Below are 26,460 nucleotides of genomic sequence, written 5' to 3' on the forward strand. Positions count from 1 at the left end.
GACGAATGCCGTTCTCAATTACATGCGATGTAATGAGAGCCCCAATTTGGTCTCGGGTTGACGTGATCGCCGCCGGCAGGGTTCATTTCGCAATAGCGCCTTCGTGATGTTCCATCCGATATAGCGCTATGCCATAGTGCCGCTCCGGGATTTCCTCGATGGTAACGGCGGCGCTGATGATGAAATGTCTTGCGGTTTTTGCTCTGGTTTTCGTCGGCCTGCTGCCGGTTTCGGCCGGGGCGCGGATCATCACCGACGCGGCCGGGCGTAGCGTGTCGGTGCCGGACAAGATCGACCGGATCGTCGTCGCCGGTCCGCCGGCGGCGGTGCTGGTCTATGTTCTGGCGCCGGAAAAGCTGGCCGGCTGGGTTCACGCGCCCGACGATGCCGCCAAGGCCTATCTGACGCCCTCGGCACGGGCGCTGCCCACCATCGGACGCCTGACCGGCAAGGACGGTACAGTCGGCCCGCAGGCCGTCATGGACGCCAAGCCGGACATCATCCTCGATGTCGGCACGGTGGATGACGGCTACAAGGCGCTGGCCGACAGGGTGCAGGCCGAGACGCATATCCCCTATGTCCTCATCGACGGCAGTCTTGCCCGCACGTCGCTCACGCTTCGCGACGTCGGTGCCCTGATCGGCGTCGGGGACCGCGCCAACAAGCTCGCGGACTACGCCGACGCGGCGATCAAGGAACTGAACGACAAGCTGGCGACGCTGCCGAACGATCCGCGTCCGCGCGTCTATTACGGCCGCGGCGGAGACGGGCTGCAGACCGGGCTTTCCGGCTCGATCAATGTCGAGATTCTCGATGCGGTCGGCACCATGAATGTCGCGGCCGCCGCCGGCAAGGGCGGGTTGACCCGGGTGACGCCGCAGCAGGTCGCCGAGTGGAATCCCGATATCATCATCGCCGAAGATGCGCATTTCGCCGCGTCTGTGCGCAGCGACCCGCAATGGGCCGCCATCAAGGCCGTCAAGGACAGCAGGATTTTCGTGCCGCCGTCACTGCCCTTCGGCTGGTTCGAATCGCCGCCCGGCGTCAACAGGCTCATCGGCCTGCGCTGGCTGGAGAACCTGCTCTATCCGCAGCTCTTCAAGAGCGATCTCACCGCCGATGTGAAGACTTTCTACAAGCTGTTCTACCAGGTCGAGCTGACGGACGAACAGGCGGCGGCGTTGCTGAAGGACGTCAAATAGGAGAGAAGTCATGGTCCGCGAGAACGAAATCCGCGAAAACGAGGTGGCCGTCGCGCCGCCGGCGGCAAGCGATGCCGGTCTGAGCTTCATCGGCCGTATCTCGACGCCCTGGACGTCGCGCATGGAGACGCCGCGCCAGGGGCGGCATGACGGCCCGCTGTGCCGCATCGAGATTTTCGAGCCATGGGTGCCGGCGCTGAAGGGCGTGGACGCTTTCGAGCGGCTGGAAGTGCTCTATTGGCTGGATCGCTCGCGCCGCGATCTCGTGCTGCAAAGCCCGGCCAACAGCGGCAAGGTGCATGGCACCTTCTCGCTGCGCTCGCCGGTGCGGCCCAATCCGATCGGCACCTCCATCGTCAAGCTGGAGGCGGTCGAAGGGGCGGTGCTGCTCGTGCGCGGCCTCGATTGCCTTGACGGCACGCCGCTTCTGGATTTGAAGCCGGACCGGACCTTGTTCAAGCCGATCGCGCCGCCGCAGCCCGGCGATTTCCAGACCGGCGACAGCGGGACGGCGCATTATTGCCAGAAGGCGTGAGGCTCAGTCGACGGCGACCATGACGTCGGAGGCCTTGATGACGGCATAGGCTGTCGCGCCGACCGTCAGGCCCAGCTCGTCCACCGCCTCGTTGGTGATCGAGGAGGTGACGATGGAGCCGTTGCCGATGTCGATGCGGACATGCGCCGTCGTTGCGCCCTTGGTGACCTCGACGACCTTGCCCTTGAGGCGGTTTCTCGCGCTGATTTTCATGGATGTTTCTCCCTTGTGACCGGCGCGACATTATCTGCTCGACCGGTCACAGGCTATGGCTAATCCTATTCGCCGCGCGGAAACCGCTGGTTTTCCTCCAGCACGTTGAGATCCATGTGGTTGCGCATGTATCGTTCCGACGCCTTCTGCAGCGGCTGATAATCCCAGGGATAATAGGCGCCGTTGCGCAGTGCCTTGTAGACCACCCATCGCCGCGCCTGGCTCTCGCGCACTGCCGCGTCGAAATTCGCCAGATTCCAGCGCGCCATGGCCTGTGCCGTCAATTCCGCCAGCGTTTCGGCGCAGGCGGGATCGCCGGCCAGATTGGTCAGCTCCTTCGGATCGGTCTCGAGATCGAAAAGCAGTGGCGGGTCCTTGTCGCAAAGGATCAGCTTGTAGCGGCCGTCGCGCAAGGCCACGAGTGGGGCTTCGGAGCCTTCGGCCGCATATTCCATCGGCACGGGACTGCGGCCCCCGGTGCCGAGCGCCAGCGGAGTGAGGTCTTCGCCATCGGTCCAGCGGCGCAGCGATGCGATGTCGATCCCGGCGAGCGCCGCCAGCGTCGGCGTCACGTCGAGCGTCGAGACCGATTGGTCGATGCGCTGCGGTCGCCAGCCGGGTGCCGCGATCATCAGCGGCACGCGCGCCGAACCTTCGAAGAAGTTCATCTTGAACCACAGTCCGCGCTCGCCGAGCATGTCGCCATGGTCGGAGACGAAGAGCACGATGGTATCGTTCGCCATGCCGCCGCGCTCCAGCACGTCGAGGATCTCGCCGATCTTCTCGTCGACATAGGAGATATTGGCGAAATAGCCGCGCCGCGCCCGGCGTATCTGCTCGGGCGTGATGTCGAAGGCTTCGTGATCGCTCGCCTTCATCAGCCGCTGCGAATGCGGGTCCTGCTTCTCGTTGGGGATGGCGCCGACCTCGGGATCGAGCGCCGGGCAATCCTCATAGAGATCCCAGAAGCGGCGGCGGGCGACGTAAGGGTCGTGCGGATGGGTGAAGCTTACCGTCAGGCACCAGGGCCGGCGGTCGTGTCCGCGCGACAGGTCGTAGAGCTTGCGGGTGGCGTGATAGGCGACCTCGTCGTCATATTCCATCTGGTTGGTGATCTCGGCGACGCCGGCGCCGGTCACCGAGCCGAGATTGTGATACCACCAGTCGATGCGCTCGCCGGGCTTGGTGTAGTCCGGCGTCCAGCCGAAATCGGCGGGATAGATGTCGGTCGTCAGCCGCTCCTCGAAGCCGTGCATCTGGTCCGGCCCGACGAAATGCATCTTGCCCGACAGGGCTGTCTGGTAGCCCGCCGCCCGCAGATGATGCGCGAAGGTCGGGATATCAGAGGCGAATTCGGCGGCATTGTCGTAGACCCGCGTGCGGCTCGGCAATTGTCCCGACATGAAGGAGGCCCGCGCCGGCGCGCAGAGCGGGCTTGCCGTATAGCTGTTGGCGAAGCGCACGGAACGCGCCGCCAGCGCCTTCAAGACCGGCGCATGCAGGAAATCGGCCGGTCCGTCGGGAAATAGGGTTCCGTTGAACTGATCGACCATCAGGATGAGGATATTCGGACGCGCCATGCTGGAATTCCTTGGGCAGGATCGGAGGCCGGCCAGCTCTTGATCGTCTCCTGTTACCATTTGCTGATTTTATTCAACATCAGTAATATCGATCCTGTAAAGCTTGCTTTTTTCGATGAATGCCAAAAGGAAATTTTATGGCTCAGCGGCCAGTGGACCTCGGATGGCTACGGATTTTCGTCGAGGTGGGCCGCTCGGGCAGCCTGTCGGCGGCGGCCACGAGCCTGGGCTTGACGCAGCCGGCGGTCAGCTATCAGATCCGGCGGATCGAGGAGCAGATGGGTGTTGCCCTGTTTCGCCGCCAGCATCGCGGCGTCGAGCTGTCGCCCGAAGGCCGGCGGCTGTTCGAGATCGCCGAAAAGGCGGTCGGTGGCGTCGATTCCCTGGTGCGCAGCTTTCGCGCCGAGTCGGAGCGCCCGGCGGTGCGGCTGCGCACCGACTATGCCTTTTCCGCGCTCTGGCTGATGCCGCGCATGCACCGGTTCCGTCAGCTCTATCCGGAGGTGGATATCCAGATCGTCGCCACGCAGCGGCAGGAGGGCGGTCATATGCACAGCGGCGACGTTACCGTCGCTTTCGGCGCGAGGCAGGTGTTTGGATCGGACGCGTCGTTGCTGCTGCCCGAGCAAGTGGCACCGATCTGCACGCAGGGCTTCGTCGACCGATACGGTCCCTTCGACGATCCGAGCCAATTGGCGCGGGCAACGCTCGTCCATCTCGACACGGAGACGCCATCGCCCTGGTTCGACTGGAGGAGCTACCTCGCCGAGCTCGGTGTCCGCCGTGACAGTCACATCGGCCATGGCGATCTGAGATTCAACACCTATTCGCTGGTGGTGCAGGCGGCGATCGGCGAGCAGGGGCTGGCGCTCGGCTGGATGGGATTGGTGGATACGCTGCTTGCTGGCCGCATGCTGGTCACCGCCGGCCCGATGCTGGAGGCGCCGAACCGGGGTTACTGGCTCCTGCCGCCGATGTCGCCGAGCATCCATGCCGAGCGGCTGACGGCGTGGCTGATCGAAGAAGCGGCCGCGATGTAGCGGTCCGCCAGGTCAGTCGGCCCTGAGATCGGCCAGGAAGGTGTCGCACCAGCGCGAGACATCATATTCCAGCAGATGGTCCATCATGCCGCGCCAGCGTTCGCGCCGCTCATCCAGCGGCATGTTGATCGCCCGTGCCAGGGCATTGGCCGTCCCGTCGACGTCGTAGGGATTGACCAGCAACGCGCCGCCTTTCAGCTCGCGCGCCGCGCCCGCGAAGCGGGAAAGCACCAGCACGCCGGGATCGTCCGGATCCTGCGCCGCCACATATTCCTTGGCAACGAGGTTCATGCCGTCGCGCAGCGGCGTGACCAGACCGACTTTCGCCAGCCGGTAGAGGCCGGCGAGCACCGGGCGGCTGATCGAGCGGTTGATATAGCGGATCGGCACCCAGTCGACCGTGCCGATCGCGCCGTTGACCCTTCCTGCCTGTTCGGCGACAGCGTGCTGCATGGCCTCGTATTCCGGCACTTCCGACCGCGATTTCGGGGTGATCTGCAGATAGGTGACATTGCGCTGATGGGCGGGATTGTTGGTGATGAAGCGCTCGAAGGCGTCGATGCGCTGGGTGATTCCCTTGGAATAGTCCAGCCGGTCGACGCCGATGATCAGGTCGCGGCCCTCGATGCTCTTGCGTGCCTTCTGCACCATGCTGTGGGCGGCCGCCTTGCGGGCGAAATCGGCAAAGGCCGCCGTCTCGATGCCGATCGAATAGGCCTTGCCGCGAAATTCATGGCCAAGAGCGTTGAAGTGACCCGGACTATCCTCGACGCCCATGCCCTCGCGCTTCAGGCAGCCGGCGAAATTTTCGAGATCGTGGTCGGTCTGGAAGCCGAGCAGGTCATAGGAGGAGAGACCGCGCATGATCTGCTCGTGCACCGGCATGGTGACGAGCACGTCGGCGGGTGGCCAGGGGATGTGCAGGAAGAAGCCGATGCGGTTCTTCAGCCCCATCTGCCGCAGTTCCGCCGCCAGCGGGATCAGGTGATAGTCATGCACCCAGATGATGTCGTCGGGCTCGACCAGCGGTGCCAGCCGGTGGGCGAAGAAGCGGTTGACGCGGAAATAGCTGGCCATTTCCTTGCGGCCATATTCGGCGAGGTCCAGTCGGTAATGGCAGATCGGCCAAAGCACGCGGTTGGCAAACCCCTGGTAATATTCCTCGACGTCGGTCTGGGTGAGATCGGTCAGCGCATAGGTGATGTTGCCGTCCTGGGTCAGAACCAGCGGCTCGGGCTCGGCGTCGCCGCTCGACTTGCCCGACCAGCCCATCCATATGCCGCCGCGCTCCGCAAGGGCGGCTTGAAGCGCCACGGCAAGCCCACCCGCCGCCGCCGCTCCATTGTTGTCGGGGACGGAAACACGGTTGGAAACGATGATGAGACGACTCACGGGGTCGCTCCTTTCAAGAGGGCTGCTGAAGGCCAAAGTGACCGAGCGATTACTTGGCGAGCGCTGCGAGTATCTCTCTTAAACGCGCGGGTGAGGGAATGGATGCACGCGCCAACGTTTTGCCGTTGGCAGGGGCGACGCGCACGGACTGACCGCCGAGACGGTTGGCAACCTCGAACATCGTCTCGTCGGTCACGTCGTCGCCGATCGCGAGCGGCCGCCGCCCGCTGAACGGTTCCTCTTCGAGAAAGGTTTCGACGGCTTGCCCCTTGCTGGAGCGCGCCGGGCAGATCTCATAGACCAGCTTGCCGCGCTGCAGCGTCCAGTCCGGACCGGCTTCCTGCAGGTAACGCTGCATTGCCTCGGCGATCGCGTCGCCGTGCTCTGGCGCCATCCGGTAATGGACCGCGACGGCCGCGCCCTTGTCTTCCACGATGGCGCCCGGCCAGGCTTCCGCCTCGCGCGCGATGGCGCGTTTCATTTCCTGGAAGGCATGCGGGACCAATGCACGGCGCAACCGCCCGCCGTAATCGCGCTGCTCGGCGCCATGCAGGCCGGCGACCGGAAAGCGGTAGGGGGCAAAGAGCGTATCGACGAAGCCGACAGAGCGGCCGGTCACCAGCGCGAGCGCGCCGCCAAGCCTGCGGGAGAGCGTATGCAGGATGAAGGGCAGGTGAGGGGGCACGCTCACCGCTTCCGGCCTCTCGGCAAGGTCGAGCAGCGTTCCGTCGATATCGAGGAACAGGGCCCATTCCTGAGGATACATTGAGAGTGCGGTAAGCGCCGGTTCATTCGGCGGCGCCGGTTCGGCTTCGCCCGGTCTGGGCTGTTCCTGAGAAGTCATGCGCAATTAGCTAAGGCACTCTTGCCATTCGGCAAGGAAAAAAATGGCGATGCCCTCAATCAGGCCGGCCTCGCCTGACCGGAGACGCTCCTCATCGGTTGCCCCATGAACGCAAAAGGGGCCGCGCGAAGCGACCCCCCATGAGCTTTGGCCCGTAACTGGCCTGAAGCGCAAATACGCTTCCGGAAGGCGTTGATCAGAGCGAGGGCTGCCTCGCAACGTTCACAACCATTTCCATGCCCGGTACGAAGACCGAAATCTCACTAGACATTGGATCACCTTCCTTTCGTTACGTTGACGACACACCTAAGGTAGCTCAAATCGCGGGCGATGCAAGGGCCTGGCGCAAAAGGCGGCGTCACACGTGGTATCGATTTGAAATGTCGTGGATGATTCAACTTACGCGTGATATCGATTGGCGCGGTTGATGATGAAAGCAGCGCCTGTCCTGTCAGCGGCAGGATCGGGGGAGATGGGCAACCTCGACCGTGGCGATCGGCCTCGTCTTCAACAAGGAGGTGGGCTATGTGGTTTCCACTTAGCATCACGCTTTGGGTAAGGAAAACCCGGACCAGCTGGCAAGTTCAGGTCCGGGTCAATTTCTTTAGCTAAGCAAACGAGGGGTGGGCTGCAACCCGCCCCTCACTCCTGCACTATAGGCCATGCCGGTATTTTCATCAAGTTATGCGGCAAGAGGGCTCGAAAGTGCGGGCTCGCAAATGGCTTCGTTCACAAAAGAAGAATGCTGCGCTGCGGAAAAGTGATCGGATGGAGCGTCAAATAACTGTCATCCCGCTTGCCAAGTCGCCGGAAATTAACACTTTATTACCCATTCGGCAGAAGAATCGTCCTTGGATTTGACATAGTCCCGCGCGACAGAAAACCGGCGGGAATTGGAGCAAAGACATATGTGTCGCTGGGCAGCCTATCGTGGAGACCCCCTCTATCTGGAGGAGCTGGTGTCTTCGCCCGCCCATTCCCTGATCGAGCAATCCCATTGCGCCACGCGCGCCAAGACGGCGACCAACGGCGACGGCTTCGGCATTGCCTGGTATGGCGACCGGCCGGAGCCGGGCCGCTACCGCGACATCCTGCCGGCCTGGTCTGATTGCAATTTGAAGAGCCTGGCGCGGCAGATCCGTTCGCCGCTGTTTCTCGCCCATGTCCGCGCCGCGACCGGCGGCGGCACCCGGCGCGACAATTGCCATCCCTTCATCTTCGAGAACTGGTCCTTCCAGCATAACGGGCAGATTTCCGGCTTCGACCGCCTGCGCCGGCCGATGGAGGCCATGCTGGACGACCGGCTGTTCCATGCTCGCAGCGGCACGACGGATTCGGAGCTGCTGTTCCTGCTGGCGCTGCAATTCGGCCTCGCCGCCAATCCGGTTGCTGCGATTTCCGAGACCATCGATTTCGTCGAGGGCTTGTCGATCCACCTGACCGGCTCGGCGCTGGTGCGTTTCACGGCCGCGTTTTCCGACGGCAAGTCGCTGCATGCGGTGCGCTACGCCACCGACCGCAAGGCGCCGACGCTCTATGCCTCGCCGGTCGGCTCCGGCTATTGCCTGGTATCGGAGCCGTTGAACGACGATGGCGACGCCTGGACGGAAATCCCGGATGGCAGCGCCGTCTTGATCGATGACCGGGGCGTCCATGTCACGCCGTTCCAGCCGGAAAAGCGCGCCTCGGCCGGGGCGCAGACGGATACCGCTATCCCTGCTTGAACTGCTCGGCGATCAAGGCCGCCAGGCGCGTCGCCACCTCGTCCTTGTCGAGGTCGGGCCATTGTTCCACGCTGTCGTGGCGGATGAGCTTCACGCGGTTGCGCGTACCGCCCATGATGCCGGTCGCGGGCGAGACGTCGTTGGCGACGATGATGTCGGCGCCCTTGCGCTCGAGTTTCGCCTTGGCATTGCTCTCCACATCCTGCGTCTCGGCGGCAAAGCCGATGACCAGCCTCGGCCTCTGCGTGTGATGTCCCACGGTCTTCAGAATGTCCGGGTTCTCGGTGAGCGCCAGCGTCGGGATGGATTCGCCGGGATGTTTCTTGATCTTCTGGTCAGACGCGGATGCCACCTTCCAGTCGGCGACGGCAGCGACCATGACGGCGATGTCGGCCGGCAGCGCCGCCAGCACGGCATCGCGCATCTCATCCGCCCGCTCGACGTGGATGACGCGCATGCCGGCCGGGTCGGGGATGGTAACCGGTCCGGTGACCAGCGTCACGTCGGCGCCGAGGGCGGCAAGCGCCGATGCGATGGCATGACCCTGTCGGCCGGAGGAACGGTTGGCAATGTAGCGCACCGGGTCGATCGGCTCATGCGTCGGGCCGGAGGTGACGACGGCCTTTCGGCCGGCAAGCGGCTTTACGCCATCATCGAGACGCATCTCGACGGCGGCAACGATGTCCAGCGGCTCGGCCATGCGACCGGCGCCGGCCTCGCCGCTTTCAGCCATTTCCCCGACCATCGGGCCGACGAAGTGGATGCCGTCGCCCCTCAGGGCATCGACGTTGCGTCTGGTTGCGGCATTGGCCCACATCCTGGGATTCATCGCGGGGGCGGCCAGCACAGGCCGGTCGGTCGCCAGCAATATGGTCGAGGCAAGGTCGTCCGCCAGGCCATTGGCCATCTTCGCCAGCAGGTCGGCGGTCGCCGGCGCGATCAGCACCAGGTCGCAATCGCGTGCCAGCCGGATATGACCGACATCCTGCTCGTCCTGACGGGAAAACAGATCGGTGAAAACATGATCGGCGGCAAGCGCGCCGACGGCAAGCGGCGTGATGAACTGCTCAGCCCCCGCCGTCATCACCGGGCGGACGGCGGCGCCGCGCTCCCGCAACCGCCGGATCAGGTCGAGGCTCTTATAGGCGGCGATGCCGCCGGAAATGATCAGAAGAATGCGTTTTCCCGCAAGAGCCATGACCCAAACCCGCCGCTTGTTCTTATGCGCACCAGCCTAAGCCTTTGGCGTATAATAGGCAATCGCCGGCGCGACGATCCGTTCGCAGGAAGGCGGGGATCGCCGCGCGATAAAGCCGCTTAAGTGCGAGTGATCGAGAGGCCGCCATCGACGAGCGAGGCCGTGCCGGTCACGAAGCTCGCATCGTCGGAGGCGAGGTAGAGGACCGAGCGGGCGATCTCTTCCGGCCGGGAGACGCGCTTCAGCGCATGCAGGTTGGTGACGAAAGCCTGCTTCTCCGGCGTGTCGTTCATATCCCGATACATGTCGGTATCGACCGCGCCCGGCAATATGGCATTGACGCGCACGTTCTGCGGGCCGAATTCGGCGGCGAGCGCCTGCGTCAGGCCGATCAGGCCGGACTTGCTGGCGGCATAGGCGGCGACGCCGGGAAAGCCAACCGTATGGCCGACAAAGGTCGAGGTGAAGATCACCGAACCGCCGCCATGCTTGAGCATTTCGCCGATCTGGTGCTTGGCGGCCAGGAACGACGCGGTAAGGTTGATCGCCAGCGCCTCGGCAAAGCCCTGTTCCGAAACCTCGGTGCTCGGCCCGGCCTCGCCGAGCGTGCCGGCATTGTTGAAGGCGATGTCAAGCTTGCCGTAGCGCTCGACCGCAAGCGCGACCAGCGCCTTGTGATAGTCTTCCGAGCGGACGTCGCCGGCCAGTGCCGCGGCTTCACCGCCGGCGGCCTTGATCTCGGCGACGAGACTTTCCAGCTCATTGCCGCGACGGGCGCCGACGACGACCTTGGCGCCTTCGGCGGCGAAGAGTTTTGCAGTGGCGCGGCCGATGCCGGAGCTGGCGCCGGTGACGATTGCGACTTTTCCATTCAAGCGGTTCATTGTTCCATCTCCTGGGTGAGGACGTGTCCGTTGGTTCGTCCGATGCACGGAAGATGGTCTTTTTCGATCGTTCGGATTAGTCTTCAAATCGTGGAACTCGAATTCGGGATTGCCGAACGATGCTCAGGATTGAAGGGATCACCGCTTTTGTGACCGTAGCCGAGGCGGGGTCGATCAGCGAGGCGGCGCGCCGGCTGCGGCTGTCGAAATCCGTGGTCAGCGAGCGGCTGGCGGAGATGGAGAGGACGCTCGGCGCCACGCTGCTGCACCGCACGACACGCAAGCTGACCCTGACGGAAGACGGTGCCGCCTTCCTGGAACGGGCGCGGCGGATCGTGCACGAGGTGCGGGAGGCCGCGGCCGACCTCGCCGAACGGCGCGGCACGCTTGCCGGGCCGCTGCGGATCGCCGCTCCCGTCACCTTCGGCCGCATGCATCTCGGCCCGGCCCTTTATCCTTTCCTGGCCGATCACCCGGAGATCGAGCTGACGCTCGATCTCGACGACCGCCGGGTCGACGCCGCGTCCGACGGCTATGATGCCATCATCCGTCATGGCGTGATCGCCGACTCCCGTCTCGTCGCCTGGAAGCTCGCCCGCAGCCGCCGGCTCCTCGTCGCGTCGCCGGATTATCTGCGCCGCAACGGCATGCCCACTTCGCTCTCCGACCTCGAAGATCACAGGGGGATATTCTACACCAATCGCGGCATTGCCGACTGGCGTTTCGAAGGACCGGAAGGCGCCGTTCTCGTGCGGGGGAGGCTCGCGCTCGGCATCAACAATGGCGACGTCTCGCGCGATGCGGCAATCGCGGGGCTGGGCATCGCCCTGCTGCCGGCCTTCATCGCCGGGCCGTCCGTCAATCAGGGGCTGCTCGTCGAGATCGACGTTGGCTATCGGCCGGAAGCCGAATTCGTCTTCATGGCGCATCCGGAAGGACGCAACCCTTCCGCGAAGCTCCGGGCCATCGCCGATCATCTGCGCAAGGCATTCGGCGATCCGCCCTATTGGGACGTCGCCGGCTGATCAGGAAACCAGGCTCATCAGATTGGCGGTGACCGGTGAGCGCTGCGCCTTGAGCACGGCAAGCCCAAGCCGCGCCACCAGCGGCGGCCCGTCGATCTCTCGGTAGGTCACGCCATCGAGCTTGATCTGGGTGATCGAGGCGGGGACGATGGAGACGCCGAGATTGGCGGCGACGAGATTGACGACCGAAGGGATCTGCGGCGCCTCCTGCGTCACCATCAGCTCGAAACCCGCCTCGCGGCAGGCGGCGGCGATATCGTCATAGAGGCTGAGCCCCACCATGCGCGGAAAGAGGATGAAGGGCTCATGCGCCAGCGCCGCGATCGGCACGCGATCCCGCTCCGCTAGGGGGTGGTGAACGGGCAGGGCGATCAGCATCGGTTCGTCGTCGAAGCGCTTGAGCCGGACATTGCGCGGGTCTTCCAGGCCGGGGCGGATGAAGGCGGCATCGATCTCGCCGCGCATCAGCCGCTCGGTCAGGGCATTGGTGTTCATCTCGGTCAGCGACAGGCGCACCTGCGGCCAGCGATTGCGGAATTCGCGGATGGTGGAGGTGACGATCGTATTGAAAGCGGAGGAGGCGGTGAAGCCTAGCGACAGGCGGCCGATCTCGCCGCGATTGGCGCGCTGGGCCGCGAGCTTGGCTTTCTCGGCCGCGTCCACGGCCGCGCGTGCCTCGGCGCGAAAGGCTTCGCCCGCCGCCGTCAGCTCCGCCCCATGCGGCACGCGATGAAACAGGGCTGCCCCTATTTCGTTCTCCAGGTCGCGGATCTGCTGGCTGAGCGGCGGCTGGCCGATGCCGAGCTTGGCGGCGGCGCGGGTGAAATTGCCTTCGTCCGCCAGCGCCAGAAAATAGCGGATATGACGCAGCTCCATCGCTATCTCCAAAACCTATTGAAATTGTCTGTTCCATATATTGGACTAATGGAGCCGGTCTGGCTAGATTCGGGGTCAAGAAAGGTTGTGTGCCTCATGTCCCGCGCCGTCCAGCCGCAAGAATTCACCGCTTCCGAAGTTCCTTCCCGTCCTGAATTGATCCTCGTCAAGGCCGAACCGTCGCTGGAGCCCCGCCAGTTCCTGACGCGGGGCACGCCGGCCTTCCGCCGCGCGACCATCGCGCTGTTCCTGTCGGGCTTTGCCACCTTCTCGTTGCTCTATTGCGTGCAGCCGCTGATGCCGATCTTTTCCGCGGAATTCGGCGTGACGCCGGCGGCCAGTTCGTTGTCCCTGTCGCTGTCAACAGGCTTCCTCGCCTTTGCGATCTTCGGTGCGGCCGCCGTTTCCGAAAGTCTCGGCCGCCGCAGCCTGATGTTCATTTCGCTGCTGGGCGCCGCTCTCTGTACCTTGATCTGCGCCGTCGCGCCGAACTGGCATGTCCTGCTGGTCTTCCGGGCGCTTGAAGGCTTCCTGCTCGGTGGCGTTCCCGCCGTTGCCATGACCTATCTGGCCGAAGAGATCGAGCCGCGCGGCCTTGGCGGCGCCATGGGCCTCTATATCGCCGGCAATGCCTTTGGCGGCATGGCCGGGCGGGTGGTCACGGGCACGATCGCCGAATTCCTCACCTGGCGGCCGGCACTCGCCGCCGTCGGCATCCTCGGGCTGATCGCGGCAACCGGCTTTCTGTATCTCCTACCGCCGTCACGCAATTTCACGCCGCGCAAGGGGTTCAATGCCGCGTTCCATGTGGGCGCCTGGGCAAGCCATTTCCGCAATCCGGCACTGCCGCTGCTCTTCGCCATCGGCTTCCTGGTCATGGGCTCCTTCGTCACCGTCTATAATTATGCCGGCTTCCGGCTGGTGGCGGACCCCTACGATCTCAGCCAGACCGAGCTTGGCCTGATCTTCACCGCCTATCTCTTCGGCATCGTCGCCTCCTGGGCGGCAGGCCTCCTCGGCGATCGCATCGGCCATTTCACCGTCCTGCCCGCCGGGGTGCTGGTCGCCGCTCTTGGCGCGGCCGTCACCCTCGCCACGCCGTTGCCGCTCGTCATCCTCGGCATCGTTCTGGTGACCATCGGCTTCTTCGTCACCCACTCCGTCGCCAGCGCTCTCGTCGGAAGGCTGGCGCATGGGACCAAGGGGCATGCCTCCTCGCTTTACCTGCTGGCCTATTATCTCGGTTCCAGCATCGCCGGTTCGGTGGGCGGCTATTTCTGGCTTGCCGATGGTTGGTCGGCCGTGGTTTTCTTCATTCTCGCCATGCTTTCGGTTTGCCTCGTCAGCGCTTTCGCGGTGGCAAGACTGGCCCGCCGCTAAGCGGCAGAACTGGAGATCTGTCATGATCCGCATCGATCGTCTCGATCATCTGGTGCTGACGGTCGCCAGCATCGAGGAAAGCTGCACCTTCTACGCCCGCGTTCTCGGCATGGGCGTCGAAACCTTCGCAGAAGGCCGCAAGGCGCTGACCTTCGGCAACCAGAAGATCAACCTTCACCGCGCCGGCCACGAGTTCGAACCGAAGGCGAAACGCCCGACACCGGGCTCCGCCGACCTCTGCTTCATCAGCGAGACGCCGCTCGACGAGATCGTCGCTCACCTGACAGCAGAGGGCGTGGTCATCGAGGAAGGCCCGGTCCGCCGGACCGGCGCGACCGGCCCGATTCTCTCGGTCTATTTCCGCGATCCGGACGGCAATCTGATCGAGGTTTCCAACCATATTGCCGCGGGCGAAGGGCGCTAGGCCGTCTCCCAGTTCTCGAAGTGCAGGTTTTCGACGCGTTGAAATTCCCGGACATTGTGCGTGATCAGGATCAGATTGCGGGCCACAGCCTGGCCCGCGATGAGCACGTCATAGGCGCCGATCGGCGTGCCGAGGATGGCAAGCGCCGCCCGAATTTCTCCGGCTTTGCGCGCATCCTCCCTGTCGAAATCCAGTGTCTCGAATTGCAGGGCATCAACGCGGGCAATATTGTCGGCAACGCGCTGGCTTTTATAGGCGCTGTAAAACAACTCGTGCGCAACGATCGCCGGAATGGCGAAATCCTGCGGCCTGTGTCTGCGAAGCTCGCTCACGAAGCCAGGATGCCCTTTCATGAGGGCGATGACGGCATTGTTGTCGAGCAGGTATTTCACTTGAAGATATCCAGCTCAGGGCGCTGCTGCTCGGTCGCCGCCTCCGCAAAGTCTTTATCGACCGGCCCTGTCACGGCTTCCAGCCAATCCCAATCTTCGGCGATCGGCTCCAGAATGATCGCCTTTCCCTGCCGCCGGATACGCACTTCCTCGCCGTCGAGGCGGAATTCCTTCGGCAAGCGCACGGCCTGCGAGCGGCCGGACCAGAAGATTTTTGCAGTGTCCATGCCATAGCTCCTTTTGAGATATGACATTGATATATATCATTCCGAGTGCGTCCTCAATTCGAGGACATCACGACCCCGCCTTTGCCGCCAGCCAGATGACATGGCGCGCGCCCGTCTTGCCGTTGGCGCGGGTATTGACCACCTCGACTATATAACCGCTATCGCGCAGCCGTCTTGTAAAGCGCTCGTCGGGTCCGGAAGACCAGATCGCCAGCACGCCACCGGCGCGCAATGCATCGCGCGCCGCCTTGAGGCCCTGATAGTCATAGAGTCCGTCATTGGCTTCCGACGTGATACCGTCCGGGCCGTTGTCGACATCGAGCAGGATGGCGTCATAGGTCGCCTTGCGGGCGCGGATCAGCGGCCGCACATCGCCTTCGTGGATGGTGACGCGCGGATCGTCGAGGCAGCCGTCGAAGACCGTTGCCATCGGCCCGCGCGCCCATGAAACGACAGCCGGAACCAGTTCCGCGACCGTCACCTTGGCATCCGCGCCGAGTTCGGCGAGTGCTGCGCGTAAGGTAAAGCCCATGCCGAGGCCACCGATCAGCACATGCGGCGCCTTCCGGCCCTTGATCTTCTCGCAGGAGAGCGTCGCCAGCGCCCGCTCGGAGCCGCTCAAGCGGCTGTTCATCAGCTCGTTGGTGCCGAGCATGATCGAAAATTCCTGGCCGCGCTGTTTCAGCCGCAGCTCGCCGCCGCCGGGGATTTTCGCAGTGTCGAGCAAGGTCCAGGGGATCACGGGCAACTCTCCAAAGCAATTCCAGGAAAAGTGTGTAGCGGTTTTCCGTCCGGAATTGCGTGTAAAACAGGTCGTCTTAAATTGCCCGGGACCATAGTCTTTCGAAGCCGCTAAGAACAGACGTGCTCATCCAAGGCGGATATAGGGCACATCCTTTTTCGCCACTTCGTCCAGCGCTTCCTCATAGCCGGCATCGGCATAGCGCATGACGCCGAGCGCGGTGTCGTTGGTCAGTGCGTGGTCGAGCCGTTCGTCGGCTGCGGCCGTGCCGTCGGCGACCACGGTGACGCCGCAGCTGGTCATATAGCCGGCATAGCCGCCGCCGCCAGAGTGGACGACGACGAGATCGGCCATGGACGAGCAGAGCATCATGGCGTCGATCAGCGGCCAGTCGGCGATGGCGTCGGAGCCGTCCTTCATGCCTTCGGTCATGATGTTCGGATGCGCCATGGCGCCGGCATCGAGATGGTCGCGCGAGAAGGCGATCGGGCCTTCGAGTTCGCCGCCTGCCACAAGCTCGTTGACGCGGCGGGCAAGCGCGGTGCGCTCGCCATGGCCGAGCCAGGCGATCCGCGCCGGCAGGCCTTCGAAGGGCACATGCTCGCGGGCAAGCCTGATCCAGTTGGTGATGATCTTGTTGTCGGGGAACATCTCCAGCAGCAGATCGTCGATGCGGGCGATATCGCTTTCCTCGCCCGACAGCGCCATCCAGCGGAACGGCCCGATGGCGCGGCAGAAGAGCGGCCTGAGATAGGCCTCGGTGAAGATCGGAATATCGAAGGCATTGGCGACGCCGCCTTCCTTCGCCTGCGTGCGGATCAGGTTGCCATTGTCGAAGACTTCGGAGCCTTGTCTCTGGAAATCCAGCATCGCCTTCACATGCTCGACGATCGAGGCGCGGCTTGCCGCCATCAATTGTCCCTGGCCGTCGTCGCGCAGGTCCTTGACCTGGGCGATGCTCATGCCCTTCGGCACATAGCCGTAGACCAGATCGTGCGCCGAGGTCTGGTCGGTGACGATATCGGGCACGATGCCGCGCCGGGCGATCTCGGGGTAAATCTCGGCCGCATTGCCGACGAGGCCGACGGACAGCGCCCGCTTCTCCTTGACCGCCGCATCGATCATCGCCAGCGCGGCATCGAGATCGGGCGCGATCTCCTGCAGATAGCCGATGTCCTGACGCTTCCTGGCGCGCTCCGCATCGATATCGACACAGAGGATGGCGGCACCTGCCATGCGGCCGGCGAGCGGCTGCGCGCCGCCCATGCCGCCAAGCCCGGCGGTCAGCACGAAACGGCCGAGGAGGTCGCCGCCGAAGCGGCGCTCGGCGATGCGCATGAAGATCTCATAGGTGCCCTGGATGACGCCCTGGCTGCCGATATATTGCCAGGCGCCGGCCGTCAGGCCGCCCCAGCAGATCAGGCCCTTGCGCTGCAGCTCGTAGAAGACCTCGGCCTTGGCCCATTGTCCCACGATGTTGCAATTGGCCATGATCACCAGCGGCGCCTTGGCGTGGGTGCGGATGAGCCCGATGGGTTTGCCGGACTGGATCAGCAACGTCTGATCCTCCTCCATTTCGGTCAGCGCCTTGACGATGCCCCTATGCGCCACCCAGTTGCGGGCCGCCTTGCCGAGGGCGGCATAGACGACGAGATTGTCCGGATCTTCGCCGACCGAGAGCACATTTTCGAGCAGCCGCAACAGCGCTTCCTGCCGCCAGCCCTTGGCGCGCAGCACCGGGCCGCCCGGTATGGGGAATTTCGGATGACGTGGATTGGCCTTGGGCATGGAATTCCCTTCCCTGACTATTGTTATTTCGGCGGCAGGCCTTCGACGAAGTCCAGTGCGGCCAGAAGCAGGCGCTTGCGCAGCATATCGTTGCCATAGGCCTCCGGTCCGGCGCGCACCCAGCCCTGCATTTCGCGCGGGCCTAACAGCATGGGCTTGATATCAGGCAGCTCCAGCGCCCAGGTGTCGTTGCCCTTGCCGAGGCGTATCAGCAGTCCATCCTCGCGCGCGCCGCAGAGCAGGTGGCCGTTGAGCAGAAAGGCCCAGCCGCCGAACATCGCTTTCTCACTCAATCCCGGCCTTTGCCCGAGATCCTCTCTCAGCAATTCCTCAAGACCGGCGTCGCGCGCCATCTGCGCCTCCTGATCTCAGCTCTTCTTGCCGGCCAGGGCATATTTGGCGATCTCGATCCCCATCGCCTTTTCGACGGAGGGATAGACCGTGGGGTCGAGCACGCTGGCAGACAATGGAATGATGTCCATCGGCACATGCAGGATGAAGACATGCATGCCCTCGTGCAGCTGGCCGACGCTCAAGGGTTCGCCTTCCGGCGACAGCGTGGTGATGACCGAAGGGAATGTCGCCAGGCGCTTACCATCGGCATCCTCGATCGCCATATATTCGTTCATCACATGCATGATCACGGCCTTATCGCCGCTGCCGACCGTGATGGTGCCGATGTCGAAGGCTTCCTTCGTGTAGACGACGTCCTTCTTGCCGATCGTGCCTTCGGCCAGGATATGGCCGCCGGTCGTCTTGCAGATGGCGTCGATGACGGCGCTCCCGCCCTTCTTTTCCGCCTCGATAATCGCTTCACCAAGCGAAAGTGCCATGGAGATGCCGCCAAGCGCTGCGTGGGTGCGAACGTAAGAAGCGCGCAAGGGGTTGCGGCAGGAGGCGATGAAGCCGCCGGACTGGTCGGAGGCTGCACGCAGGATCGGCGAAATCTTCGCCGTCGCACCCTTGACCACCAGCTCGATATAGCGGTTTTCGGCGCGGTTGCCGCCGACGGCGGTCTGGATCATCTGTTCGGGCGAGCCTGCCATGCCGATCGAGCCCATGTCGCCCGTCGGATGGGCGCGGATATCACCGACGGCGTCAACCACTTTCGTGCCGAGGATGGCCGATGGCAGCCAGCCGTTCAGCGTCGAGGACTTGCCGTTCTGGCCGATGATCAGGCCGGAAAGCGTTTCACCGAGCGCGTCCTGCAGCAGTTGAACTGCCTTGACGTAATCGATGCCTTGCATTTCCCAGGCGGTGGTGGAGGCCGGCGCGCCGATGGCAGCGGCCGTCGCGATCCAGTCATTGTCATCGAGCTCCTCGATCGACACCAGCTGCGGCTTGCCGATATTGACGGCGGCATAGCCGAGCATGCGGCCATGATCGGCCCAGCCGCCGCCGCCGGCGGCATAGACCGAGCCGCCCTTGACGGCGGCTTCCACATCCTTGGCAACGAGTACGCGTCCCATCCGGTTACTCCTGGCTGGTTTTCCTCAGGTTCTTGTCCATGTCGCGCACTGCTTCGAACAGCACGGCGGCGCCCATGGCGATATCGTCATTCTCGGCCCATTCGTCGGCGCAATGGCTGCGGCCTTCCTTGCAGGGCACGAAGATCATGGCGGCCGGCGCGACCTTGGCGACCCACGCCGTGTCGTGGCCGGCGCCCGACGCCATGCGGCGGTGCTTGGCGCCGACCGTTTCGCAGGCGCGCTCCAGCGTTTCGAGCAGCACGGGAGCGCCCGGCGTCGGGAAGTTGTCGGAGACGCGCACCGGCGGCTTGATGGTCACTCCGTAAGCATCCGCTATCTTTTGCACGGCACCATCGATCCAGGCGAGGAAGTCTTCCATGTCGCTGCGGATTTCGGCACGGCCGTCGATCAGCAGCACCACCTTGGACGGCACGACATTGGCGGCATTCGGCTCGATGCGGAATTCGCCGACAGTCGCGGCGAAATGGCCGGGCGTCTTTGCCTGTTCAGCGGCGCGTTGGCGGATGTCGAGCACGAGCTGTGAGGCTGCCACCAGCGCATCCGCGCGCCGGTCCATCGGCGTCGTGCCGGCATGGTCGGCGCGGCCGTCGACGGTGATCTCGATGCGGGTGATGCCGGCGATCGCGGTGACGATCCCGATATCCTTGTTCTCCGCTTCCAGCACCGGGCCTTGCTCGATATGCAGTTCCAGGAAGCCGGCGAGATCCGGTCGCTTCTGTGCGAGCAGCACCGAAGGATCGCCACCGACCTCGGCAATACCCTGCGCGAGCGTACGCTCGCCGCTCGTGCGGGTGAGCCACGCCTCCGGTATCTGCCCGGTCATGCCGCGGCTGCCGATACAGGAGACGCCGAAGATGCTGACCTCCTCGGCGAGGAAATCGACGATTTCCAGATCGTGATCCAGCCGGATGTCCTGATCCTTCAGGGAGCGTGCCACTTCCAGCGCCGCGATGGTGCCGGCAATGCCGTCGAAGCGGCCGCCGTCGGGCACGGTGTCGGAATGCGATCCCAGTAGGATCGTACCGAGGCCGGGTTTCGCGCCGGCGCGGCGGCCGATCAGATTGCCGGCGGCATCCATGCGGGTTTCAAGCCCCGTCGCCTTCATCCGCGCCTCGATGTAAGCCCGGCCTTCCAGAAACAGCGGCGAGAAGGCGCGGCGTGTCCACGGATGCCCCGGTTCGGTAATCCCGGCCAGGGCATCGATATCCTCGGCGATGCGGCCGGCATTGACGGGCAGGTTGTGGCGCTTCTGTTCACTCATAAGGTCATGTCTCCAGCAATGATCCGGCGAGAGGGTGGGCGGACGAATTGGCCGCTGCCCGGCTCGGCCAGCACTTTATTTCGGTCAGTAATCTGCCTGCCCCTGAGATAGGTCGCGGACACCGTCCAGGGTAGGCGGATGCCATGATAGGGGCTCCAGCCAACGACGTTGTTGCCGCTGGAAGCGGCATCATAGACGGTTTCGTGGGGTTCCAGCACGACGATATCGGCATCCTTGCCCGGCGTCAGCGCGCCCTTGATATGATCGAGGCGGAAATGCCGGGCCGGGTTCTGCGCCATCAGCTTCGCCGCCCAGGTCAGCGGCACGCCACGCTCCAGCGCGCCCTTGACGAAGAGCGGCACCATGGCCTCCAGCCCCGGAACGCCGGAAGCATTGGCCAGCATGTCCGGATTGGTCTTGCGGTTCTCCGACCAGCTGACATGATCGGTCGAGACCAGCCAGACATTGCCTTCCGCCACCTTCCGCCACAGCGTTTCCACTTCGGCGCGTGGACGGATCGGCGGATTGATCTTGGCCTTGCCGCCCAGCCGCTTCACATCGTTTTCCTCGTCCAGCGTCAGATAATGGATGCAGCATTCCACCGTCGCCTCGAAGCCATCGCGGCGATAGGCGCGGGCAATGTCGTAGCCGCGCCCCAGCGAGCAATGCACGACATGCGCCGGGCAGCCGGTATCCGCACCCGTCTCGAAGATCGTATGCATGGCGAGCAGTTCGGTGATCGGCGGACGCGATAGGCCATGGGCGCGATAATCGGTCACGCCGCTCGCCTTCACCTGTTCCATGTAGCTGCGGACCGCCTCGTCGTCCTCATTGTGCACGCCGGCGGTCAGCCCGGTCGGTGCGATCGCCGCGAAACAGGCATCGAGCAGGGCGGGCGGAATGCGCGGGAAACGCTTCGGATCGGTGCCGAAAGTGGAGAATTTGAAGGCACTAACGCCGGCCTCGACCATTTCGGCGATCCGCGCCGGGCCTTCTTCGGGGTCGACCGTGCCGTAGAGCGCGAAATCGACGCGGGCCTGCGGCGACGCATAGTCGATCTTCTTCTTCACGGCTTGCGCCGAGCAGACGAGATTGCCTTCGTCATAGGGCATGTCGACGATGGTAGTGACGCCGCCGGCGGCGGCCGAGCGGGTCGACCAGATGAAATCCTCCTGGTCCTTCTGGGAGAGCGAATGCACCTGCGCGTCGATCGCGCCGGGCAGGATCAGCGCTCTTCCGAGCAGATGCCGCTCGCGGGCGGCCGGCGGCACGCCCATGCCGATCTCGGCGATCTTGCCGCCGCGCACGGCGACATAGCCCTGTTCGACGACGCGTTCGGGCAGCACCACCGTGCCCTGCAGGACGAGATCGAAGTCAGCCATGCGTATTGTCTCCGTTCAATGGTCAGATCGTCACGGCGTCGGGGAAAAGCCGCTCCTCGATCCGCTCCAGCGAGCCGAGGGCGAAGAAATCGTCATAGGCGAGGATCGGCTGGTGGGCGATCATCTCGGAGACGAAGGCTTCGGAAGCCAGCTCCTCCTCGATCGCCTCGACCTCGGCCGAAAGGGGACGGTCGACCTCGTAGAAGGCGGCATGCTTGCGCACGACGTCGTAGAGCATGCGGGCCACGCCTTCCGGCTTGTCGCCGAGGATATCCATTGCCTGCGCCGACAGCAGGGCTTCCAGTGCCGCAAGACGTTTCAGCGCGCGCATCTGCCGCTCGAAACGTTCGATCACCAGCGGCAGGAAGGCGGCTTCGTCCTCCATGCCGGCAGCGACCACCAGCGACTGCGCCGAGACCGGATTGGACATGGACAGCACCCGCGAGAAGATCTCGCCGGCCAGCTTGATGATCGGGCCGAAACCGGTGGCGATCCGGCCTTCCGGCACCAGATTGACCGGCAGGCCGCGCCGCTGGCCATTGCCGAGCAGGACGCAGCGATTGAAGGCATTGCGCGCCGCATGCGCCATGCAGATGACGGCGGCTTCGAGCAGGATGGTGACGTCGAGCGGCAGCGAGCCGCCCGATGTCATGACGCGGCCGTCGACGATGACGGGATTATCGTCGGAGCGGCCGGTTGCCGCCAGGATCTTGTGGCCGGCGGCCAGCAGGTTCTCGATCACCGCGCCGAAGACCTGGGCGATCATGCGCAGGCTCAGCGGGTCCTGCACATGCGTTGCCACCGGCCATGGCCATTCCTCGGAGGTATTGCAGAGCCAGGCGCCGATCAGTGCTTCCGGCGCCGTGCCGACATGGCGCACGGCAATCCAGGGATCGCGCGATGCGCCGAGCGCGCCGGCTGCCATCATGCCGGTGGCGAGCAGTACACGGATCGAGGAGGCGGCATTGCGCGTGGCTTCCGCCGCGGCGGCGAAGCTGACGGCGTTCACGCTGAGCGAGGCCAGGCTGTCGCGCGGCAACATCCTGACCGGCGCGATGCCGGCGGCCGCGAAGGCCTCGGCGGCCTGCATGCGCCGGCCACGATAGACGGCCTCGCCGACCCCGGTCAGAACCGCGCCGATCTGGCCCATCAGCCCGATATCGGCGCAGCCGATCGAGCCGGTGCGGCGGACCACGGGAATGACATCGGCATGCAGAAGCTGGAGATAGGCATCGATCAGCGCCGGCGAGCAGCCGACCCGTCCGGTCAGGGCCGTGTTGACGCGGATCGCCATGGCATTGCGCACCACCGACATGGAGAAGGGAGCGCCGGTGCCGAAATGATGGGCGCGCACAAGGCCGAGATTGAAGGCATCGAGGTCTTCCGGCGACCACTCCACGTCCTTCATCGCGCCGACGCCGGTGGTGGAGCCATAGACCGGCATGCCGGACTGGATGGTGCTTTCGAGGATTGTACGCGCCACATGCGCCCGCGCCATGCCGCTTTGCGAAGCCGAAGGCAGCACGCTGCCCGCGCCGATCCGTACCAGATCGCTGAAGCCCAGGGGCTGTCCGGTAAGTTCGATGCCGGCTTTCCTATGCTCCATCTTCGATGTTCTCCTTTGCCGCAAGCCTATGCGAGCCTCATCGATAATGGGATATCCCAAATGGCGAACACCTGTCGCATCGCTCGTATCGAAGCGCTGTTGTGGGCGCCTCAAGGCTGGCCATGGCCCGATCGTCGAAAAGGCTATTTCTTTCCGCTTGCAACCTCATGATGCGCCCAAGATGCGAATTTGTCATTGGACAGCAGTCCTCGACACGGCGATGCTCGGCCACGGCCCATTCCCGTTTCAAGGATAGCAAGAATGAAGATACCCGAACTGCCTTTCACGACAATCGATTGGGAGGCGGTTGCGCCGACCCGGCATGCCGGCGAGAGCGGCTTTGCGCTGTGGCGCAGCTTGAACATCGGCGACATTCGCGTTCGCGTCGTCGAATACTCTCCCGGCTATGTCGCGGACCATTGGTGCGACCGTGGCCACATCATCTATGTGCTCGAGGGAGAGCTGATTTCGGAGCTGAAGGACGGGCGAAGCTCCGTCCTGACGAAGGGCATGGGCTATCAGGTATCCGATTTCGGCGATGCCGCGCATCGTTCCTCGACGAAGACGGGCGCGAAGCTCTTTATTGTCGACTAAAGCAGTTCAACGCTTCATTGGAGCACTGAACCGCTCCATCTTATTGTTTAGACGTCATTCCTGACGGAAAATCGCTGCGCAGTTTTCCTGGAATTGCTCTCACGGCCAAGCGTGAAACCTGAGCCGGATGCGTGTGGCAGCCCTGGTCCGCGGCCGCCGAAACGGCTCAGCTCAGATGCCAGGCGATATAGAGCAGGGTCAGCGCGATGATCCAGAGCGCGAAGCGGCCGGAGCGGCTGTGCTTGGCTTCCGCCTTGCCGATTGCCTCCGCCGTCTGCGGGTCGAAGCGCAGGCCGTTTTCGCTCATGGCGAGGAGTTCGTGATGGAACTTCTCCGTCTTGGCGGCGATCTCGGGTGCCGCTTCCGCGAGCTTCACGGCCGCTTTCAAACCGTCCTTGAGGTCGGTTACGATGCGTTTCGGGCCGAGATTGGTGCGGATCCAGTCGCCGACGACCGGTTCCGACGCCTTCCACATGTTGAAGCGCGGATTGAGCATGCGCGACACGCCCTCGACCACCACCATGGTCTTCTGCAGCATCACCAGCTCCGGCCGCGTCTCCATGTCGAAGAGTTCGGTCACCTCGAAGAGCAGCGTCAAGAGCTTGCCCATCGAGATCGTCTCGGCCGGCTGGCCATGGATCGGCTCGCCGATGGCGCGGATCGCCTGGGCGAAACTCTCGGTATTGTGATGGGAAGGCACGTAGCCCGCTTCGAAATGCACCTCGGCGACGCGGATATAGTCGCGGGTGATGAAGCCATAGAGGATTTCGGCGAGGAAGCGCCGCTCTTTCTTGCCGAGCCGCCCGACGATGCCCATGTCGACGGCGACGATCTCGCCTGCCGCGTCGACGAAGAGATTGCCGGGATGCATGTCGGCATGGAAGAATCCGTCGCGCAGGGTGTGGCGAAGGAAGGACTGGATCAGCGTGTCTGCGAGGACGTTGAGATCGTGGCCGGCAGCCTTCAAGCCCTCGACATCGGACATCTTGACGCCGTCGATCCACTCCATGGTGATGACGTCGCGGCCGGTGCGCTCCCAATCCACCTTGGGAACGCGGAAACCGGGGTCTTTCTGGGTATTTTCGGCAATCTCGGAGAGGGCGGCCGCTTCCAGCCGCAGGTCCATCTCCACCTTGGTCGTCTGCTCCAGGGTCCGCGTCACCTCGACGGGGCGCAGGCGGCGGCTCGACGGCAGGAAGCGTTCCTGCAGATGGGCGACGAGATACATCGCCTTGATATCGTTGACGAAACGCTGGCGCACACCGGGGCGCACCACCTTGACGGCCACACGCTTGGGTCCGTCAGGGGTTTGGACTTCAGCCGGATGCACCTGCGCGATGGACGCGGCGGCAATCGGTTCGCCAAAGCTTACATAGAGATCGTCAAGCGTGCGGCCCAGTGAGGTTTCGATCGCCGCCTTCGCCGCCGCTTGCGGAAAGAAGGCCATGCGGTCCTGCAGCTGCGACAGGTCGTCGGCCATGTCGACGCCGACGACATCGGGCCGGGTTGCCAGAAACTGGCCGATCTTCACATAGGACGGCCCCAGACGTTCGACGGCCTTGGCGAGCCGATCGCTGCGCGCCTGGCTCTTGGCACGCTTGCGGGCAAACATGCCGACGAAGGTTTTGGCAAGGCTGACGGAGGGCGGCAGGCCTTCCGACGGAAGCGAAATGACCACGCCTTCGCGCACCAGCACCCAGCCGACCCTGAGCAGGCCGAAATATGCGTTGAAAGCAGTCATCGCGTCTCGATATCTCCGAGGACGCAGTCCGAATGCGGCTTCACAGTCCTAGCCGTCATGCGTCAGAGCTTCCAGCCGGAGTGCAGAGCGGCGATGCCGCCGGTATAATTGGTGAAGTTCACGCGCGAGAAGCCGGCCTCGCGGATCATGGTCGCGAAATCCTGCTGGTTCGGAAACTTGCGGATGGATTCCACCAGATACTGATAGGGTTCGGCATCGCCGGTGATCGCCTTGCCGAATTTCGGAATGGCGTTGAAGGACCAGGCGTCGTAGACGCGGTCGAGAAGCGGCAGGTCGACTTCGGAGAATTCCAGCACCAGCAGCCGTCCGCCGCGCTTCAGCACGCGATAGGCTTCCTTCAGCGCCACATCGATGCGCGGCACGTTGCGGATGCCGAAGGCGATCGTATAGGCATCGAAGGAGTTTGGCTCGAAGGGCAGCTCCTCGGCATTGGCCTCGACAAAGGTGAGATTGTCGGTGAGCTTCTTCTTTTCGGCCCGTTCGGCGCCGACACCGAGCATCGAGCCGTTGATGTCGAGCACGGTCGCATGCGCGAGGCGGTTCGAGGCTTCGACGATGCGGAAGGCGATGTCACCCGTGCCGCCGGCGACGTCGAGCACCTTGTAGGAGGGGTCCTTGCGCGGGTTGAGCGCCGAGATCATCGCATCCTTCCAGGCCCGGTGCAGGCCCATGGACATGACGTCGTTCATGATGTCGTAGCGCTTGGCGACCTTATGGAACACCTCGTTGACGAGGCCCTGCTTCTCGCCATCGGCGACTTCGCGGAAGCCATAGGATGTTTCCATGCCGCCTTCGGCGGAGGTGCGGCTTTCTGCCATCAGCTCAACTCCGTATACATAATTGCGCGGCAGACCATAGCGAAATCGCATCTGCCACGCTATCTCATCAGCCAGGTCACC

Annotated in this window: 26 protein-coding genes; 8 read left to right on the top strand and 18 right to left on the bottom strand. The window is 63.9% G+C overall.

Annotation, left to right across the window (positions count from 1 at the left end; translation table 11 throughout):
* Positions 1 to 158: 158 nt before the first annotated feature.
* Positions 159 to 1,202 carry an iron ABC transporter substrate-binding protein gene (locus FHX11_RS25475; RefSeq protein ID WP_246781143.1) on the top strand — a complete coding sequence of 348 codons (1,044 nt, stop codon included), beginning with the start codon at positions 159 to 161 and terminating at the stop codon, positions 1,200 to 1,202.
* A 10-nt stretch (positions 1,203 to 1,212) separates the two neighbouring features.
* Complete coding sequence (tsaA, locus tag FHX11_RS25480; RefSeq protein ID WP_184362723.1) at positions 1,213 to 1,737, top strand: tRNA (N6-threonylcarbamoyladenosine(37)-N6)-methyltransferase TrmO; 525 nt, start codon at positions 1,213 to 1,215, stop codon at positions 1,735 to 1,737.
* A gap of 3 nt (positions 1,738 to 1,740) precedes the next feature.
* Here tsaA and FHX11_RS25485 read toward each other — a convergent pair whose 3' ends face one another.
* Together FHX11_RS25485 and betC are read right to left on the bottom strand one after the other, a co-directional pair.
* Positions 1,741 to 1,950, bottom strand: a complete 210-nt coding sequence (locus FHX11_RS25485; protein ID WP_184362726.1) for a molybdopterin-binding protein — start codon at positions 1,948 to 1,950, stop codon at positions 1,741 to 1,743.
* A 65-nt stretch (positions 1,951 to 2,015) separates the two neighbouring features.
* On the bottom strand, positions 2,016 to 3,530 hold the full coding sequence (gene betC / locus FHX11_RS25490) for a choline-sulfatase (protein ID WP_184362729.1): 1,515 nt from the start codon (positions 3,528 to 3,530) through the stop codon (positions 2,016 to 2,018).
* Between the two features lie 137 nt (positions 3,531 to 3,667).
* Between betC and FHX11_RS25495 the strand changes: the two genes are divergently transcribed.
* Positions 3,668 to 4,570 carry a LysR family transcriptional regulator gene (locus FHX11_RS25495; RefSeq protein WP_184362732.1) on the top strand — a complete coding sequence of 301 codons (903 nt, stop codon included), beginning with the start codon at positions 3,668 to 3,670 and terminating at the stop codon, positions 4,568 to 4,570.
* Between the two features lie 12 nt (positions 4,571 to 4,582).
* Here FHX11_RS25495 and otsA read toward each other — a convergent pair whose 3' ends face one another.
* A complete protein-coding gene (gene otsA / locus FHX11_RS25500) occupies positions 4,583 to 5,962 on the bottom strand; it encodes an alpha,alpha-trehalose-phosphate synthase (UDP-forming) (protein ID WP_184362735.1) in 1,380 nt (459 codons plus the stop codon).
* A 49-nt stretch (positions 5,963 to 6,011) separates the two neighbouring features.
* Entirely contained in the window at positions 6,012 to 6,806 is a 795-nt protein-coding gene (otsB, locus tag FHX11_RS25505) for a trehalose-phosphatase (protein WP_184362738.1), read from the bottom strand.
* Positions 6,807 to 7,714: 908 nt separating this feature from the next.
* On the opposite strand from otsB, the gene FHX11_RS25510 reads away from it, so the two are divergent.
* Positions 7,715 to 8,530 carry a class II glutamine amidotransferase gene (locus FHX11_RS25510; RefSeq protein WP_184362741.1) on the top strand — a complete coding sequence of 272 codons (816 nt, stop codon included), beginning with the start codon at positions 7,715 to 7,717 and terminating at the stop codon, positions 8,528 to 8,530.
* Here the strand turns inward: FHX11_RS25510 and coaBC are convergent.
* Positions 8,517 to 9,728 carry a bifunctional phosphopantothenoylcysteine decarboxylase/phosphopantothenate--cysteine ligase CoaBC gene (gene coaBC, locus FHX11_RS25515; protein WP_184362744.1) on the bottom strand — a complete coding sequence of 404 codons (1,212 nt, stop codon included), beginning with the start codon at positions 9,726 to 9,728 and terminating at the stop codon, positions 8,517 to 8,519. The genes FHX11_RS25510 and coaBC overlap by 14 nt on opposite strands.
* Before the next feature lie 119 nt (positions 9,729 to 9,847).
* Positions 9,848 to 10,612 (bottom strand): SDR family oxidoreductase, encoded by a 765-nt coding sequence (locus tag FHX11_RS25520; RefSeq protein ID WP_184362748.1) that lies wholly within the window; start codon positions 10,610 to 10,612, stop codon positions 9,848 to 9,850.
* Between the two features lie 119 nt (positions 10,613 to 10,731).
* On the opposite strand from FHX11_RS25520, the gene FHX11_RS25525 reads away from it, so the two are divergent.
* Positions 10,732 to 11,637 (top strand): LysR family transcriptional regulator, encoded by a 906-nt coding sequence (locus FHX11_RS25525; RefSeq protein ID WP_184362751.1) that lies wholly within the window; start codon positions 10,732 to 10,734, stop codon positions 11,635 to 11,637.
* On the opposite strand, the gene FHX11_RS25530 is transcribed toward FHX11_RS25525, so the two are convergent.
* Positions 11,638 to 12,513: a LysR family transcriptional regulator gene (locus FHX11_RS25530; RefSeq protein WP_184362754.1), complete on the bottom strand. Its 876-nt coding sequence runs from the start codon at positions 12,511 to 12,513 to the stop codon at positions 11,638 to 11,640.
* Positions 12,514 to 12,609: 96 nt separating this feature from the next.
* On the opposite strand from FHX11_RS25530, the gene FHX11_RS25535 reads away from it, so the two are divergent.
* Both FHX11_RS25535 and FHX11_RS25540 read left to right on the top strand, forming a co-directional pair.
* Positions 12,610 to 13,893, top strand: coding sequence for an MFS transporter (locus FHX11_RS25535; RefSeq protein WP_184362755.1), 1,284 nt, complete (start codon positions 12,610 to 12,612; stop codon positions 13,891 to 13,893).
* 22 nt (positions 13,894 to 13,915) lie between these two features.
* Complete coding sequence (locus FHX11_RS25540; RefSeq protein WP_184362758.1) at positions 13,916 to 14,317, top strand: VOC family protein; 402 nt, start codon at positions 13,916 to 13,918, stop codon at positions 14,315 to 14,317.
* Here FHX11_RS25540 and FHX11_RS25545 read toward each other — a convergent pair.
* The 9 genes from FHX11_RS25545 to FHX11_RS25585 all read right to left on the bottom strand — a co-directional run bounded on the left by FHX11_RS25545 (position 14,314) and on the right by FHX11_RS25585 (position 23,205).
* The gene (locus tag FHX11_RS25545) at positions 14,314 to 14,709 is read right to left on the bottom strand and encodes a type II toxin-antitoxin system VapC family toxin (RefSeq protein ID WP_184362761.1); all 396 of its coding nucleotides are present in this window, start codon (positions 14,707 to 14,709) and stop codon (positions 14,314 to 14,316) included. The two genes, FHX11_RS25540 and FHX11_RS25545, sit on opposite strands and share 4 nt — an antisense overlap.
* Positions 14,706 to 14,936, bottom strand: a complete 231-nt coding sequence (gene vapB, locus FHX11_RS25550; protein WP_184362764.1) for a type II toxin-antitoxin system VapB family antitoxin — start codon at positions 14,934 to 14,936, stop codon at positions 14,706 to 14,708. The genes FHX11_RS25545 and vapB overlap by 4 nt, the downstream gene beginning before the upstream one ends.
* A 67-nt stretch (positions 14,937 to 15,003) precedes the next feature.
* Complete coding sequence (locus FHX11_RS25555; RefSeq protein WP_184362767.1) at positions 15,004 to 15,678, bottom strand: hypothetical protein; 675 nt, start codon at positions 15,676 to 15,678, stop codon at positions 15,004 to 15,006.
* Positions 15,679 to 15,804: 126 nt separating this feature from the next.
* Positions 15,805 to 17,466 carry a urocanate hydratase gene (locus tag FHX11_RS25560; RefSeq protein WP_184362770.1) on the bottom strand — a complete coding sequence of 554 codons (1,662 nt, stop codon included), beginning with the start codon at positions 17,464 to 17,466 and terminating at the stop codon, positions 15,805 to 15,807.
* Positions 17,467 to 17,489: 23 nt separating this feature from the next.
* Positions 17,490 to 17,819: a TfoX/Sxy family protein gene (locus FHX11_RS25565; RefSeq protein WP_184362773.1), complete on the bottom strand. Its 330-nt coding sequence runs from the start codon at positions 17,817 to 17,819 to the stop codon at positions 17,490 to 17,492.
* Between the two features lie 15 nt (positions 17,820 to 17,834).
* Positions 17,835 to 18,935, bottom strand: a complete 1,101-nt coding sequence (locus FHX11_RS25570) for a DUF917 family protein (RefSeq protein ID WP_184362776.1) — start codon at positions 18,933 to 18,935, stop codon at positions 17,835 to 17,837.
* A gap of 4 nt (positions 18,936 to 18,939) precedes the next feature.
* Positions 18,940 to 20,217, bottom strand: a complete 1,278-nt coding sequence (locus FHX11_RS25575; protein ID WP_184362779.1) for a Zn-dependent hydrolase — start codon at positions 20,215 to 20,217, stop codon at positions 18,940 to 18,942.
* The gene (locus tag FHX11_RS25580; protein WP_184362781.1) at positions 20,214 to 21,599 is read right to left on the bottom strand and encodes an amidohydrolase family protein; all 1,386 of its coding nucleotides are present in this window, start codon (positions 21,597 to 21,599) and stop codon (positions 20,214 to 20,216) included. Before FHX11_RS25580 ends, FHX11_RS25575 begins: the two co-directional genes overlap by 4 nt.
* A gap of 22 nt (positions 21,600 to 21,621) precedes the next feature.
* Complete coding sequence (locus FHX11_RS25585) at positions 21,622 to 23,205, bottom strand: aromatic amino acid lyase (protein WP_184362783.1); 1,584 nt, start codon at positions 23,203 to 23,205, stop codon at positions 21,622 to 21,624.
* Between the two features lie 261 nt (positions 23,206 to 23,466).
* Here FHX11_RS25585 and FHX11_RS25590 point away from each other — a divergent pair, with 261 nt between their 5' ends.
* The gene (locus tag FHX11_RS25590) at positions 23,467 to 23,799 is read left to right on the top strand and encodes a DHCW motif cupin fold protein (RefSeq protein ID WP_184362785.1); all 333 of its coding nucleotides are present in this window, start codon (positions 23,467 to 23,469) and stop codon (positions 23,797 to 23,799) included.
* A gap of 166 nt (positions 23,800 to 23,965) precedes the next feature.
* On the opposite strand, the gene ubiB is transcribed toward FHX11_RS25590, so the two are convergent.
* Together ubiB and ubiE are read right to left on the bottom strand one after the other, a co-directional pair.
* The gene (gene ubiB / locus FHX11_RS25595) at positions 23,966 to 25,540 is read right to left on the bottom strand and encodes a 2-polyprenylphenol 6-hydroxylase (RefSeq protein ID WP_184362787.1); all 1,575 of its coding nucleotides are present in this window, start codon (positions 25,538 to 25,540) and stop codon (positions 23,966 to 23,968) included.
* Positions 25,541 to 25,602: 62 nt separating this feature from the next.
* Complete coding sequence (gene ubiE / locus FHX11_RS25600) at positions 25,603 to 26,379, bottom strand: bifunctional demethylmenaquinone methyltransferase/2-methoxy-6-polyprenyl-1,4-benzoquinol methylase UbiE (RefSeq protein ID WP_184362789.1); 777 nt, start codon at positions 26,377 to 26,379, stop codon at positions 25,603 to 25,605.
* Between the last annotated feature and the right edge of the window lie 81 nt (positions 26,380 to 26,460).

The sequence above is a fragment of the Rhizobium sp. BK602 genome (assembly GCF_014195095.1).
In the GTDB taxonomy this organism is placed as follows: domain Bacteria; phylum Pseudomonadota; class Alphaproteobacteria; order Rhizobiales; family Rhizobiaceae; genus Rhizobium.

Excerpts from the sequence above, each read along its gene's own strand:
- FHX11_RS25580 (WP_184362781.1), bottom strand. The coding sequence starts at position 21,599 with ATGGCTGACTTCGATCTCGTCCTGCAGGGCACGGTGGTGCTGCCCGAA.
- FHX11_RS25495 (WP_184362732.1), top strand. The coding sequence starts at position 3,668 with ATGGCTCAGCGGCCAGTGGACCTCGGATGGCTACGGATTTTCGTCGAG.
- tsaA (WP_184362723.1), top strand. The coding sequence starts at position 1,213 with ATGGTCCGCGAGAACGAAATCCGCGAAAACGAGGTGGCCGTCGCGCCG.
- ubiE (WP_184362789.1), bottom strand. The coding sequence starts at position 26,379 with ATGGCAGAAAGCCGCACCTCCGCCGAAGGCGGCATGGAAACATCCTAT.
- FHX11_RS25560 (WP_184362770.1), bottom strand. The coding sequence starts at position 17,466 with ATGCCCAAGGCCAATCCACGTCATCCGAAATTCCCCATACCGGGCGGC.
- FHX11_RS25540 (WP_184362758.1), top strand. The coding sequence starts at position 13,916 with ATGATCCGCATCGATCGTCTCGATCATCTGGTGCTGACGGTCGCCAGC.
- coaBC (WP_184362744.1), bottom strand. The coding sequence starts at position 9,728 with ATGGCTCTTGCGGGAAAACGCATTCTTCTGATCATTTCCGGCGGCATC.
- FHX11_RS25525 (WP_184362751.1), top strand. The coding sequence starts at position 10,732 with ATGCTCAGGATTGAAGGGATCACCGCTTTTGTGACCGTAGCCGAGGCG.
- FHX11_RS25570 (WP_184362776.1), bottom strand. The coding sequence starts at position 18,935 with ATGGGACGCGTACTCGTTGCCAAGGATGTGGAAGCCGCCGTCAAGGGC.
- vapB (WP_184362764.1), bottom strand. The coding sequence starts at position 14,936 with ATGGACACTGCAAAAATCTTCTGGTCCGGCCGCTCGCAGGCCGTGCGC.
- ubiB (WP_184362787.1), bottom strand. The coding sequence starts at position 25,540 with ATGACTGCTTTCAACGCATATTTCGGCCTGCTCAGGGTCGGCTGGGTG.
- FHX11_RS25530 (WP_184362754.1), bottom strand. The coding sequence starts at position 12,513 with ATGGAGCTGCGTCATATCCGCTATTTTCTGGCGCTGGCGGACGAAGGC.
- FHX11_RS25535 (WP_184362755.1), top strand. The coding sequence starts at position 12,610 with ATGTCCCGCGCCGTCCAGCCGCAAGAATTCACCGCTTCCGAAGTTCCT.
- FHX11_RS25520 (WP_184362748.1), bottom strand. The coding sequence starts at position 10,612 with ATGAACCGCTTGAATGGAAAAGTCGCAATCGTCACCGGCGCCAGCTCC.
- betC (WP_184362729.1), bottom strand. The coding sequence starts at position 3,530 with ATGGCGCGTCCGAATATCCTCATCCTGATGGTCGATCAGTTCAACGGA.
- otsB (WP_184362738.1), bottom strand. The coding sequence starts at position 6,806 with ATGACTTCTCAGGAACAGCCCAGACCGGGCGAAGCCGAACCGGCGCCG.
- FHX11_RS25575 (WP_184362779.1), bottom strand. The coding sequence starts at position 20,217 with ATGAGTGAACAGAAGCGCCACAACCTGCCCGTCAATGCCGGCCGCATC.
- FHX11_RS25475 (WP_246781143.1), top strand. The coding sequence starts at position 159 with ATGGTAACGGCGGCGCTGATGATGAAATGTCTTGCGGTTTTTGCTCTG.
- FHX11_RS25590 (WP_184362785.1), top strand. The coding sequence starts at position 23,467 with ATGAAGATACCCGAACTGCCTTTCACGACAATCGATTGGGAGGCGGTT.
- FHX11_RS25510 (WP_184362741.1), top strand. The coding sequence starts at position 7,715 with ATGTGTCGCTGGGCAGCCTATCGTGGAGACCCCCTCTATCTGGAGGAG.
- FHX11_RS25585 (WP_184362783.1), bottom strand. The coding sequence starts at position 23,205 with ATGGAGCATAGGAAAGCCGGCATCGAACTTACCGGACAGCCCCTGGGC.
- FHX11_RS25565 (WP_184362773.1), bottom strand. The coding sequence starts at position 17,819 with ATGGCGCGCGACGCCGGTCTTGAGGAATTGCTGAGAGAGGATCTCGGG.
- FHX11_RS25485 (WP_184362726.1), bottom strand. The coding sequence starts at position 1,950 with ATGAAAATCAGCGCGAGAAACCGCCTCAAGGGCAAGGTCGTCGAGGTC.